12 protein-coding genes are annotated in these 12,279 nt (G+C 62.5%); 8 read left to right on the forward strand and 4 right to left on the reverse strand.

Translation table 11 applies throughout. The features are described from left to right. Position 1: 1 nt before the first annotated feature. Both SynA1528_RS04835 and SynA1528_RS04840 read left to right on the forward strand, forming a co-directional pair. On the forward strand, positions 2-652 hold the full coding sequence (locus SynA1528_RS04835) for a hypothetical protein (RefSeq protein ID WP_286187909.1): 651 nt from the start codon (positions 2-4) through the stop codon (positions 650-652). Beyond that, the gene (locus SynA1528_RS04840; RefSeq protein WP_186587944.1) at positions 649-1,998 is read left to right on the forward strand and encodes a UDP-N-acetylmuramoyl-tripeptide--D-alanyl-D-alanine ligase; all 1,350 of its coding nucleotides are present in this window, start codon (positions 649-651) and stop codon (positions 1,996-1,998) included. The genes SynA1528_RS04835 and SynA1528_RS04840 overlap by 4 nt, the downstream gene beginning before the upstream one ends. Here the strand turns inward: SynA1528_RS04840 and glmU are convergent. Continuing rightward, on the reverse strand, positions 1,995-3,347 hold the full coding sequence (gene glmU / locus SynA1528_RS04845) for a bifunctional UDP-N-acetylglucosamine diphosphorylase/glucosamine-1-phosphate N-acetyltransferase GlmU (RefSeq protein WP_186587945.1): 1,353 nt from the start codon (positions 3,345-3,347) through the stop codon (positions 1,995-1,997). The genes SynA1528_RS04840 and glmU overlap by 4 nt on opposite strands. 423 nt (positions 3,348-3,770) lie before the next feature. On the opposite strand from glmU, the gene SynA1528_RS04850 reads away from it, so the two are divergent. Together SynA1528_RS04850 and SynA1528_RS04855 are read left to right on the forward strand one after the other, a co-directional pair. Then, on the forward strand, positions 3,771-4,115 hold the full coding sequence (locus SynA1528_RS04850; RefSeq protein WP_186587946.1) for a hypothetical protein: 345 nt from the start codon (positions 3,771-3,773) through the stop codon (positions 4,113-4,115). A 26-nt stretch (positions 4,116-4,141) separates the two neighbouring features. Further along, positions 4,142-4,900: a hypothetical protein gene (locus SynA1528_RS04855; protein WP_186587947.1), complete on the forward strand. Its 759-nt coding sequence runs from the start codon at positions 4,142-4,144 to the stop codon at positions 4,898-4,900. A 3-nt stretch (positions 4,901-4,903) separates the two neighbouring features. Here the strand turns inward: SynA1528_RS04855 and SynA1528_RS04860 are convergent, their stop codons facing one another. From SynA1528_RS04860 to SynA1528_RS04870, 3 genes are read right to left on the reverse strand one after another with little or no spacing between them, the layout of a single operon-like run. Further along, a complete protein-coding gene (locus SynA1528_RS04860; RefSeq protein ID WP_186587948.1) occupies positions 4,904-5,833 on the reverse strand; it encodes an MnmC family methyltransferase in 930 nt (309 codons plus the stop codon). Beyond that, positions 5,814-7,139, reverse strand: coding sequence for a 3-phosphoshikimate 1-carboxyvinyltransferase (aroA, locus tag SynA1528_RS04865; RefSeq protein WP_186587949.1), 1,326 nt, complete (start codon positions 7,137-7,139; stop codon positions 5,814-5,816). The genes SynA1528_RS04860 and aroA overlap by 20 nt, the downstream gene beginning before the upstream one ends. Positions 7,140-7,163: 24 nt before the next feature. Continuing rightward, complete coding sequence (locus SynA1528_RS04870; protein WP_186588286.1) at positions 7,164-8,726, reverse strand: UbiD family decarboxylase; 1,563 nt, start codon at positions 8,724-8,726, stop codon at positions 7,164-7,166. 64 nt (positions 8,727-8,790) lie between these two features. Here SynA1528_RS04870 and SynA1528_RS04875 point away from each other — a divergent pair, with 64 nt between their 5' ends. Genes SynA1528_RS04875 through murI form a run of 4 tightly spaced genes read left to right on the forward strand, consistent with a single transcriptional unit; the run spans position 8,791 to position 12,260 of the window. Beyond that, entirely contained in the window at positions 8,791-9,519 is a 729-nt protein-coding gene (locus SynA1528_RS04875) for a 2-phosphosulfolactate phosphatase family protein (protein ID WP_186587950.1), read from the forward strand. A 34-nt stretch (positions 9,520-9,553) separates the two neighbouring features. After that, positions 9,554-10,375 (forward strand): carbon-nitrogen hydrolase family protein, encoded by an 822-nt coding sequence (locus tag SynA1528_RS04880; RefSeq protein WP_186587951.1) that lies wholly within the window; start codon positions 9,554-9,556, stop codon positions 10,373-10,375. Positions 10,376-10,380: 5 nt separating this feature from the next. Then, the gene (locus SynA1528_RS04885; RefSeq protein ID WP_186587952.1) at positions 10,381-11,472 is read left to right on the forward strand and encodes an N-acetylmuramoyl-L-alanine amidase; all 1,092 of its coding nucleotides are present in this window, start codon (positions 10,381-10,383) and stop codon (positions 11,470-11,472) included. Beyond that, positions 11,472-12,260 (forward strand): glutamate racemase, encoded by a 789-nt coding sequence (gene murI, locus SynA1528_RS04890; protein WP_186587953.1) that lies wholly within the window; start codon positions 11,472-11,474, stop codon positions 12,258-12,260. The genes SynA1528_RS04885 and murI overlap by 1 nt, the downstream gene beginning before the upstream one ends. Positions 12,261-12,279 lie beyond the last annotated feature (19 nt).

Raw genomic sequence — 12,279 nt, forward strand, 5'->3', positions numbered from 1 at the left:
CTTGCCCAACCTCCCGGCGCCCTACGTCAGCCCCTGGAAGGAGTTCGCCCGCAACCTTCGGGCTCTCTGGGCTGATCTGGGGTTGCGTGGTCGGGAGCTCTGGCGTCGCAACGGCGAGGGGGACCTCCCCATCCCGGGGTTCTGGCCCGATGGACTGGCGGCCTGGTTCTGGCCTGCCGTCGTGGCCCTGGTGTTGGCTACCATGGTGTCTGCAGGGGTTGTGATCAAAGGCAGCTCAAGGCAGCAGGCCAGTCCACCTCCGCCACCCCCGGTGGCGATCCGCGAACTTCCGGCCCCTGATCCGATCCCCGTGGAGGAGCCCGAGGTGATCCTTCCTGAGCCAGAGCCGACGCCGCCACCGCTGCGCATCGATCCGTTGCTGGAGCTGTTTCTGGACGGTTCGGCTCCAGAGGATCTGTTGCTGGCGGCCCAGCCCGATGCGGTGAACAACCGCCTGCTGCTTCGCCTGGCCGAAAGCTGGTGGGAGCTGACGGATGCCCGCCGCCAGGAGCTGGCGCAGGCCTGGCAGGACCGCTCGACGGATCAGGGCTACGGCGCGTTGCGCTTGCTGGATCGCGACGATCAGTTGATCGGGAGGTCAGCTCAGGTCGGCAGCGGCATGATCCTGTTCAACACTCCAGCGCCGGCATGACTCTGCGGATCCAGCAGCTGATTGATCGTTGGGGGAAACCGGATGGTGCTGTGGCGAATCCACAGCAGACACTGGGGCCGGTCTGCACCGACAGCCGCCGTCTGACGGCTGGCGATTTCTTTGTTCCCCTTGTGGGGGAACGCTTCGATGGTCACCGTTTCCTGGAGCAGCTCCCGCTGTTGGGCGCCCAGGGGGCCGTGGTGTCGATGGGCTGGACAGGCGCCATGCCCGATGGGCTGCTGCATTGGCGGGTGGATGACACCCTGGTGGCCTATCAGCAGCTGGCGTTGTGGCATCGCCGGTCGCTGGGGCTGCCCCTGGTGGCGGTGACCGGTTCCGCCGGCAAAACCACGACCCGTGAATTGATTCGGTCGGTTCTGGCACCGCTCGGAGCCATCCAGGCCAGTGAGGGCAACAACAACAACGACGTTGGCGTCCCCCTCACCGTGCTGGGAACGGGGGCGGGTGATGCTGCGGTGGTGATCGAGATGGGCATGCGGGGGCCGGGCGAGATCGCCCGGTTGTCCCGCTGCACCGAACCGGATGTGGCGGTGATCACCAACATCGGTACCGCCCATATCGGTCGTCTCGGAAGCCGCGAGGCCATCGCCGCTGCCAAGTGTGAGATCACGGCCGCCCTCAATCCGCAGGGGGTGGTGGTGATCCCCGCCGGCGATCCTTTACTGGAGCAGTCTCTCGCGTCCGTCTGGTCGGGACGGGTGCTGCGGGTGTGCTTGGAGGATGATCCGGACATCACTGCCGACCTGATCGGCGTCGTCCAGGGTGATCACCTCCTCGTGGACGACGTTTCGATTCCCCTGCCGCTGGAGGGTCGTCATAACGCCCGCAATCTGCTGCTGGCCCTGGCAGTGGGGTCCCATCTGGGGGTTGAGCTGGCCACCGCAGCGCAGCTGCAGGTGGATGTTCCCGGCGGTCGCAATCGATGCCTGCAACAGGGCGGACTCACCCTGCTGGATGAGACCTACAACGCTTCACCCGAGGCGGTGCTGGCGGCTCTGGACCTTCTCGCTGATCAGCCGGGCCGGCGCTTCGCCGTGCTGGGCACGATGTTGGAGCTGGGGGATCGCAGCGTTGCCCTCCATCAGCAGGTGGCGGCCAGGGCCGCCGCATTGAAGCTGGATGGTCTGGTACTGGTGGATGGCGGTGAGGAGGGTCAGGCCATGGCGGAGGTTGCTGCCGGTCTGGATTGCCTTTCCCTGGTGGTAACCCCTGAACAAGCCGCTGTCCCACTGGGGCAATGGCTGCAGGCCGGCGATGTGGTGCTGCTCAAGGCCAGCCGCGGCGTCGCACTCGAGCGGTTGATCCCCCTGCTGCCTGCGGTTTAGGCCGAACGGTCCGCCCAACCCTCCTTGCTCATCTGCCGGGCGCGACCGATGGCCAGGGCACCATCGGGCACATCCTTGGTGATCGTCGAACCAGCACCAACCGTCACCTTGGCCCCCAGGTTCACCGGGGCCACCAGCACCGAATTGGCACCGGTCTTGCTGCCATCGCCGATCACCGTGCGGTGCTTGCGCACCCCGTCGTAATTGGCGGTGATCGTGCCGGCTCCCACATTGACGTTCTGCCCGAGGCTGGCGTCGCCGATGTAGCTGAGGTGGTTCACCTTGGTGCCAGCCCCCAGCTGACTCTTCTTCACCTCCACGAAGTTGCCGATCCGGCAACCATCGCCGACATCCGCGGCGGGGCGCAGGTGCGCAAAAGGGCCGATGGCGACACCGTTCCCCACCGTTGCCTCCCGAATGACGGACTGCAGCACGGTGACGTTGTTGCCGAGCTCTGCATCCTCCAGCAGGCTGCCGGGTCCAAGGCGGCAGTTGTCGCCGATCCGGCAAACACCGCGCAGATGGGTTTGCGGTTCGATCACCACATCGCGACCGAATCGGCAGTTCTCGCTGAGGGTGCAGCTGCCTGGATCGACGAAGGTGACGCCCTCCGCCATCCAGTGGTCCCGCAGGCGCTGCTGCAACACCGCTTCGCACTGGGCCAGCTGCTTGCGGTTGTTGATGCCGTTCACCTCATCGGGATCGGCGACTTCCACATGCATGGCCAGCGGCAGCATCGCCACGGTGTCCGTCAGGTAGAGCTCCCCCTGATCGTTGTCCGAGCTCAGCTTCGGCAGCACCTCCGCCAGGGCCCGCCAGTTGAAGCAGTAGATGCCCGCGTTGGTGAGATTGTTGCCCCGCTGCTCCTCGGAGCAGTCGCGGTGCTCAACGATGCCGCTCACCTTGCCCTCGGCATCGGCAAACACCCGTCCATACCCCGTCGGGTCCTCCAGCCGAGCTGTCAGCAGGGTCACATCCGCCCCGCTGCGTCTGTGACCGCTCACCAGGGAATCAATCGTCTCCGCCCGCAGCAGGGGAACGTCGCCGTTGAGCACCAGAAGTTCACCCTCGAACCCCTCCATCACCGGCAGCAACTGCTGAACTGCATGGCCGGTGCCGTTCTGGGGCTGCTGCAGCACTAATTCCAGTCCGCCGATGGCTGAGAGCTGCTCCTCCACCCGTTCGGCCTGATGCCCCACGATCAGCAGGCATCGTTCCGGCTGAAGGTTGGCGGCACTGGCGAGCACCCGTTCCACGAGGGTGGCGCCGGCCAGGGGTTGCAGCACCTTGGGCAGAGCGCTCTTCATCCGGGTGCCCTTTCCAGCGGCCAGAACGGCGACGGCAAGCATTAGGAGTGAACAGCAAGGAAAGGAATCTACCTTTCTTTAGATGATCATGTCAGGATCATGAGTCAAGTTTGAGATGAGTGGAACGGCGTTCGGTTGACGTTTTGAAAACTCGCAATCAGTATTAGCGAGATTCCACGTTAAGAGTAGATCATTTGCGATGGCAACTTTACGTCTTCCGACTACAGGCTCAGTTGTGACTGGTACGCAGCAGGATGATCTGTTGATTATTCCTTCTGGTTTTGCTCATTCCTCTAAATTCCTTGCCGAAGCTGGCTCTGACAGTGTCTAATTCTCTGTTGGTATACTTTCTGCAATTGATTTCAATGTTCAATTGCAAGGTGGTCCAGATAAATTTGTTGTCAGCGGTATTACCTTAAAGAGTTCTATTGTAAATGGTGGTGCTGGTTCAGACGTTATAGAATTTTGGATTCAAATGTTACCGCTATAACTGTTTATGGTGGATATGGAAGTGATGTAATACATGCAAAGTCTTCGAATCTCTCAAATGTTAGGGCGGGTGCAGGTGCGGATATTATCTCGACTGAAACAGGAAGTAAGTTGACAGCAGAATCGACTCAGATTCTTATGGGCGCTGGAAAAGATACTTTGACTATTGCTGATTCAAATGGTTCGGCAAGTGATCTAGACAAGTTGACAATTGCTGGTGGTGGTGGTGATTTGATTTCTCTGAAAATAGCACATCTGTCTCGAATTTGTATATTCATGGGGATGCGTCAGGTGCTTCGGGTGATGATAAAATTGATTTGATTCTTACTTCATAAAATCTTACCGTTTTGGGTGGAGGCGGTCGGGATACTATTGAGGTATCAGGTTCAGTTCTGGGCAATTCGAAAATTGCTGGTTTAGCTGGAGCTGACTCAATTGTATTGTCCGCTGTTTTCGAAGCGGATAACGGTTTGAGTGTGCTCGGTGGGGCTGGTAAAGATTCTATCTCTATCCTTTCAGCCTTCACATCTCATGGTCTTGTTCATGGAGGGAATGGCTCTGATTCAATTTCGTTAATTTTTGATCAGGATATTGTTAATAGTTTGAGCACGGTTGTGGGTGGATTGGGGTCAGATACGGTGCACTTTGATGTTGCGAATATTTCCGCTGCAGCCCAAAACGGCGTGGGTTTTATTATTTGTATCGACTCGCTTAATGACTCAAATGTAGAGAATCCAGATTTGTATCTTTATAGCAATAGCGAAACTGGGCTGTTGTCCGGTACAAAATTTGCTGTGAATTTGCCTGATGCTCTTGTGCCTTTCCCTGCAGCCGCAAGTTCTGGTGATCGGCTGAATGTTTCTGCTGGGGTTGCTACCTTTTCGGCTTTGGACTCTATAGGCGAAAGAGTGTCAATCCTGGATGCACAATTGAGCACTGTTGGTGAATGCGTGGTGTTTAAAGATATTGATTCCAATGCTGGATATTTGTTTGTTCAAGGGGGTAGCTCTGATTTGTTGCTGAAGTTTGAAAATCAGACTGGCTCGATCGAAAACTTGTCACTTATGAGTGGCAATGAGCAAAGGGTGGATTTATTGCTCGGATAGTTTTTAGGATTGGATTGATTCTTCGTAGCGATTCTTCCAGCGCCTTTGCCAGGCATTGGTAGGCTCATAGCCGCAATGCTCCTGTTCAACTCGGCGTCGCTCAAGGATGGCGTCTGCTGTGGCGTTGCCCTGGGGATCTCGAAACGGCACGGCCGCCCGCGTCTGTAGGTGTTGCCACTCCATCGCCGAGAGGGGGCGCCAACCTGGGCCCTCCAGAGGAGTGCCTGAGTCTGCTGGAGTGGCCATCGTGCCGCTGCTCCAGCCGATCCGTTCCCCCGGGGCCGGCAGCAGCGAGTACAGCTGGAGTCCGGCTCGCTGAAGGCTGGCCCGCACCGCCGCCGAGCGGCTGTAAGTGAGCAGCCTTCCCCCTGCTGCCAACCGCTGCGACAGGCCCGCGAGGAAGTCCTCCGTCCATAGCTCCGGGCAGCGTTGGGGGGAAAACGCGTCCTGCAGGATCAGGTCAAATCTCTGTGGTTCAGGGATTGTTGCCAGGGTCGCTCTGGCATCTCCCCAGAGCTGATGTCCAATGTTCGGTGGGTCATTCCAGCCATCGCTGGTGTGGATCGCCTCCAGCCGCTGAAGCACCTCCGCACTCCAGAGGCCGCGGAATGTCGGTTGTTCCAGGGCCAGTTGCAGGGGGCGACGATCCAGCTCCAGTCCCCACCACTCCATGGCTGGGGCTTGCTCGGGCAGGTCTTCCAGGATGACCGCTGTGTTGTAGCCGAGGCCGACGCAGACATCGAGGATCCTGAGACGATCGGACCTTCGGAAGCGGTCGAGCTCAGCGGGCCTCGAGAACTTCGCCCGCGCTTCATTCAGGGCACCGGCGGAATTGTGGAAGGCCTCTCCGAACCGTGCGCTTTCCAGACTGAAACTGCCGTCGGCCGTGGGGTAGGGCCGCAGGCCGTCGGCGTCAGCAGCGGAGCCGGTCAAGGTCGTCCCAGAAGCTGGGGTAGCTCACGGCTGCCGCATCGCTGCGCTGCAGGGTGGAATCCCCTGCGGCCAGCAGGGAGGCCACCGCCAGGCTCATGGCCACCCGGTGGTCCGTTTCACTGTCAAGAGCAGCGCCTTTCAGTGGCCGTCCGCCGCGGATGGTCATGCCGTCGTCGTGCTCGTCGATGTCGGCTCCCATGGCCTTGAGCTGGCGCGCCATCACCGCCAGACGATCCGTCTCTTTAACGCGCAATTCAGAAGCGCCGCTGATCCGGCTTTCCCCATCGCAGAAGCAGGCGGCAACGCTGAGGATCGGAACTTCATCGACGAGACGCGGCATGATCTCTTCGCCGAAGGCAAAGGGCTTCAGCGGTCCATGGGTGATCCGCAGGTCCCCCACCGGTTCGCCCGCTACATCGCGGCGGTTCAGTACCTCGAGCGACGCCTCCATCTGCTCCAGCACTTCGAGAATCCCCGTGCGGGTGGGATTGAGACCGACGTTTTCAACGGTGATATCCGCGCCGGGCACCAAGGCACCGGCCACCAGCCAGAAGGCAGCGGAACTGATGTCCCCCGGGACGACGACCTGTTGTCCCTGCATGGCGTTGCCAGGGCGAACGGTGATGTGACGACCCATCTCGCCTCCTACCTCCAGATCGGCACCAAAGGCCCGCAACATCCGCTCGCTGTGGTCGCGGGACTGGGCGGGCTCGATCACGGTGGTGGTTCCGTCGGCGGTCAGGGCCGCCAGCAGCAGGGCTGATTTCACCTGGGCACTGGCCACCGGTGTTCCGATCACCGTTCCCCGCAGGCTTTGCCCCTGCACCGCCAAGGGGGCGAGATTGCCACCATCACGGCCCCGAACATCAGCTCCCATCGAGGCCAGGGGCTGACCGACCCTGCGCATGGGTCGTCTACGAAGCGAGGCATCGCCATCCAGGACGAAGTGACGTCCTGCCCGACCCGCCAGTAACCCCAGCATCAACCGCATGGTGGTGCCGGAGTTGCCGCAATCGAGAACTTCAGCCGGTTCCTGCAGTCCATCCAGGCCGACTCCTTCAACGGTGACGAGACCGCCGGCTTCGATCGGGCTGATGCGGACCCCCATCGCCCTCAGGCAAGCGGCGGTGCTGATGGGATCCTCCGCTGGCAGCAAGCCATCAATGGTGGTGGTGCCCTCCGCGATGGCACCGAAGAGCAGGGAGCGATGGGAGATTGATTTGTCTCCCGGCACTTTCACGCGACCGGACAGTGATCCGCCAGCCTTGAGCTCACGGGGAGAATGAGAGTGGCCGGTGGCGCTCAAGACGGATCCGTTGTTGGGCCGATCCTATGGGCTGGTCTTCAGGCCCTGGATCAGGCGATCCAGGGCGTAGCCGAACAGGCTGGGATCGGGCTCGTCATCCCCGAGATCATCCAGTCCCAGTTCGGACCAGCGCGCCGACACCCGTGCCTCCAGGTCCGCTGGTCGGCTCAGCGGTTCCCCCCATTCGTGGTTCTTCTCAGGACCCACCTTGGTGGTGGCGTCAATGGCCAGTCGGCCGCCGAGTCCCAGTTGCTCACTGGCGAAATCAAGGCTGTCGAAGGGGGTGTCCGCCAGGGTGAACAGGTCCCTCTGGGGGTCCACCTGCGCCGCGATCGCCCACACCACCTGGCGCGGGTCGCGCACATTGATGTGGCTGTCCACCACCACCACGAACTTGGTGTAAGTGAACTGGGGCAGGGCACTCCAGAAGGCCATGGCCGCGCGCTTGGCCTGGCCCGGATACGCCTTGTCGATGGAGATCACCGCCAGCTTGTAGCTGAGGGCTTCCATCGGCAGGAAGAAGTCCGTGATCTCCGGGATCTGCTGCCGCAGGATCGGGGTGTAGATCCGGTTCAGAGCGATGGCCAGCATCGCCTCTTCCTTTGGTGGCCTGCCGCTGAAGGTGGTGAGGAACACCGGATCCCGACGCTGGGTCATGCAGTGGAAGCGCACCAGCGGAGAGTCCTCCACGCCCCCGTAAAACCCCATGTGATCGCCGAAGGGGCCGTCGGGCAGCACCTCACCCGGGGTGATCGTTCCCTCCAGCACCACTTCGCTGTGGCTGGGTACTTGCAGGTCGATGGTCTTGCAGGGGGTGAGACGCACGCCCTCGCCGGCGTAAATCCCGGCAAACAGCCATTCACTCAGTTGAACGGGAATCGGGGTGGCGGCCGCCATCACCAGCAGCGGGTGCACGCCGATGGCCACCGCAACCTCAAGTTTTTTGCCCATGGCGGCTGCCTTTCGCAGGTGACGGGCACCGCCCCGCACGCTGAGCCAATGCACGGTCATCGTGTTCACCGACTGCCTCTGGAGCCGGTAGACGCCCACATTCGGAACGCCGGTTTCCGGATCCTTGGTGATCACCAACCCAAGCGTGATGACGCCGCCAGCGTCCCCTGGCCAGGGACGAATCAACGGGATGTTGTCGAGATTGACGGCATCGCCTTTGAAGATCTGCTGCCGGCAGGGGGGGGTGAGGTCGCGGTCCGGTTTTGCTTTGACCAGATCCCAGAACACCCGGGCAAATTGCTTGGTTTCGCTGAGTCCCTTGGGAGGGCGGGGTTGCTGCAGGAGGGCCAGCCTGGATCCAAGCTCCTCCAGCTGCTCGGCCCGCTCAAGGCCCATGCTCCAGACCACGCGTTCGACGGTGCCCAGGGTGTTCACCGCCACCGGCATGGATGATCCGATGACGTTCTCGAACAACAGGGCGGGTCCGCCCTGGGACAGCACGCGGTCGGCGATGGCCGCCAGCTCAAGATCAGGGTCGACGGGAGCCGTGATCCGCTTCAGCTGTCCGCGCTGATCCAGCAGTTCAAGGAATCCGCGCAGGTCGCGGGTGGCCGGGCCAGATCGGAACAGGGCCATGGAGGCGACGAGGGGATCACAGGCGATCTCGGTACTGTGTCGCACGCCGATGATGAGCGTGGCCATGCAGATTTCCTATTTCCACGTTCCGGCGCAGATGCCGGCCGATGCCAGCCCCGATGCGGCGGTGGTGATCGATGTGCTGCGCGCCACCACCACCATCGCCTGGGCGCTGCATCACGGAGCGGAAGCGGTGCAGGCCTTCGCCGACCTCGACGATCTGCGGGCAGCCGCTGAGGCCTGGCCGGCCGACCGCCGCCTTCTGCTGGGCGAACGAGGGGGCCAGACCCTGGCGGGCTTCGACCTCGGCAACTCCCCTGTGGCCGTCGTCCCCGCCACCGTTGCCGGCAAACGCCTGTTCATGAGCACCACCAACGGCACCCGCGCCCTGGATCGGGTCCGTCAAGTGCCGTTGCTGCTCACCGCTTCTCTGCCGAACCGAGACGCGGTCGCCCAGCGACTTCTGAAGGAGTCACCCAAAACCGTGGCGATTGTGGGCAGCGGTTGGGAAGGCACCTATTCCCTCGAAGATTCCCTGGCCGCCGGAGCTCTGACGGCACGGCTGCAGGAACTGGATGAAGCGGTGACGGTCGCCAACGACGAGGCCACAGCAGCGGTGGCCCTCTGGCAGCAGTGGCGTCACGATCCGGAAGCCTGTCTGCGCACGGCCAGTCATGGGCAGCGGTTGATCCGGCTCGGCGACCATGAAGACGACTTCCGCTGCTGTGCCGGTCTGGATCAGTTGGATGTCGTTCCCACGCAACAGTCGCCAGGAGTGCTGCAGGCGATCTGAACGCCCCTAAAGTCCGACTCAATCTCCAGATCCCGTGAACGACTTCCTGGCGGCTGCCGTGCAGCTCACGAGCAGCCAGGACCCGGATCGCAATTTCAATGCCGCCGAGGAGCAGATCGATCTGGCGGCTCGTCGTGGTGCGGATCTGGTGGGACTACCCGAGAACTTCGCGTTCATGGGCGAGGACAGCCGCCGACTTGAGCTGGCGTCCGACCTCGCTGAGCGTTGCAGCCGCTTTCTGGTAACGATGGCGCGGCGCTACCAGGTGGTGCTGCTGGGCGGAGGCTTCCCGGCACCGGTGGGCGATGGCTCCAGAACCCTGAACAGGGCGGAACTGGTGGACCGGGATGGTCAGCTGCTCGCCCGCTACGACAAGATCCATCTGTTTGATGTTGATCTGCCCGACGGGAACACCTACTGCGAGTCGGCAACGGTGAATGCGGGCCAGACGTTGCCCCCTGTGGTCGACGTTCCCGGTCTTTGCAAGGTGGGGCTGTCCATTTGCTACGACGTTCGTTTTCCTGAGCTCTACAGACATCTCATCGGTGCCGGCGCCGATCTGCTGATGATTCCAGCTGCCTTCACCGCCTTCACCGGCAAGGACCACTGGCAAGTGCTGCTTCAGGCCAGGGCCATCGAGAACACCGCCTATGTGCTGGCTCCCGCGCAGACCGGATTGCACTACGGGCGTCGTCAAACCCATGGTCACGCCATGGTGATTGATCCCTGGGGCACGGTGCTGGCCGATGCGGGCGTGTTGCCCGGAGCCGCAATTGCCCCCGTCAACACGGCGCATCAGGGCCACGTCCGGGACCAGATGCCCAGCCTGCGTCACCGCAGGCCGGCACTGTTCTGACGTCGATGCCTGCGGCAACACCCCGCCGATGGCGCTGTCTTGCGGCAGTGGCCTTGCAGCTCTGTCTGCTGCTGCCGTCGTTGCCGGCTCAGGCGGCCAGTGCCCTGGCGGCATGGGCGCTCACTGAAAATGGCACCCTGCAGTTGCGGACCAGCCGCAATGCCAGGTTGCAGGCTTTTTTTCAGGATGCCAGCGACGGCCGTGGCACCCGTGTCTGGATCGACTTCCCCGGTGAGCTGCGCTTCCCCCGTCGACTGACGGGTCGCGGCGCGGTCAAGGAGATCCGCCTGGGGAAGCCCAGGCCTGGGGCCACGCGGTTGGTGGTGGAGTTCCGGCCCGGTGTCGAACTCGATCCCAATCAGCTGAAGCTGAGGGGGACAGCCCCCGATCGCTGGGAGCTGACCTTCACCGGCTTGCCGACCCGGGGGCTGGATGATCTGGGTGAAGGGGACCTCACCGGCCGAGCCACGGCCTGGCGACCCCCCGGCCGCTTTGCACCAAGTCGCACGCCGGTGGATCCATCCGGGCTGCCCACCGTGGCTCGCGACCGCTACAAAGTCGTCATCGACCCTGGCCACGGAGGACCGGATCCTGGCGCTGTCGGCATCGGCGGTCTGCGGGAGACCGATGTCGTGCTGGATGTGTCTCTGCAGGTGGCGGCTCTGCTGCGGGCCCGCGGCGTTGATGTGTTGCTGACGCGTATGGGTGACGTGGATGTCGATCTACCGCCGCGGGTCTCCCTGGCAAATCGATCGTCCGCCTCCGCTTTCATCAGCATCCATGCCAATGCCCTCAGCATGCGGCGCCAGGACGTGAACGGCATTGAGACCTTTTTCTTCTCCGACCCCCGATCCGGCCGCTTGGCCGGCTACCTGCAGCAGCAGATGATGGATGTCTCTCCTGGAACCCCGAACCGAGGGGTCCGCCGGGGCCGCTTTTTCGTGATCCGTAGGACGGTGATGCCGGCTGCGTTGGTGGAGATGGGTTTTGTGACCGGGGCGATCGATGGTCCCCGCCTCGCCAGAGCCGACCATCGGCGGCGCCTGGCCCTGGCTCTGGCGACGGGGATCCTCAACTACCTGCGCCAGGATGTGTGATGAGTACGCGTCTTGGTTTCTTCGACAGCGGTGTGGGGGGGTTGACCGTGCTGCGCCGGGTGCTGGAACGCCATGGCTCCGTCTCCTGTGTGTATCTGGGGGATACGGCCCGGGTCCCCTACGGCAACCGCCCGCCGGCGGAGATTCGCCGCATCGCCGCTGAAGTGGTCGGCTGGTTGCGCGATCAGCAGGTGTCGACGGTCGTCATGGCCTGCAACACCACCAATGCCTTGGCACGGGATGTGGCCGAGGGACAGGCCGGTGGCCCGGTGATCGGGTTGATCGGTGCGGCGGCGGCCATGGTGGAAACCCGACGGGTGGGGGTGCTGGCGACACCCGCCACGGTGGCCTCAGAGGCCTATAGCGCCAGCATCGAAGCCCTTCATCCTGGAGCTCTTGTTGTGGAGCAGGCCTGTCCGGCCTTCGTTCCCTTGATCGAAGCCGGGGACTGCAGCAGTGATGAGTTGAGACAGGTGGCCAGGTCCTATCTCGATCCGTTGCTGGCGGCGTCGGTGGAGACGATTGTTCTCGGCTGCACCCATTACCCGTTGCTGATTCCACTGTTGAAGCAGTTGCTGCCCGATGCCATCCAGCTGATTGACCCCGCGCTCGGGGTGGCCCGCCAGTTGGATGCGGTTCTGGGGGTTCCCGATGCCTCCACCGGCGACACCCTTGAGCTTGGGCAATGCCGCTTTTGCGTCACGGCGGATCCTGATGGTTTTGCCAACCGCGCCACCCCCTGGCTTGGGGCCCGCCCTGAGGTTCATCTGCAACGGCTGCAGAGCTGAGGCCATCACCATTAGGATC

Origin of the sequence: Synechococcus sp. A15-28 (assembly GCF_014280175.1) — a bacterium.
GTDB lineage: Bacteria > Cyanobacteriota > Cyanobacteriia > PCC-6307 > Cyanobiaceae > Parasynechococcus.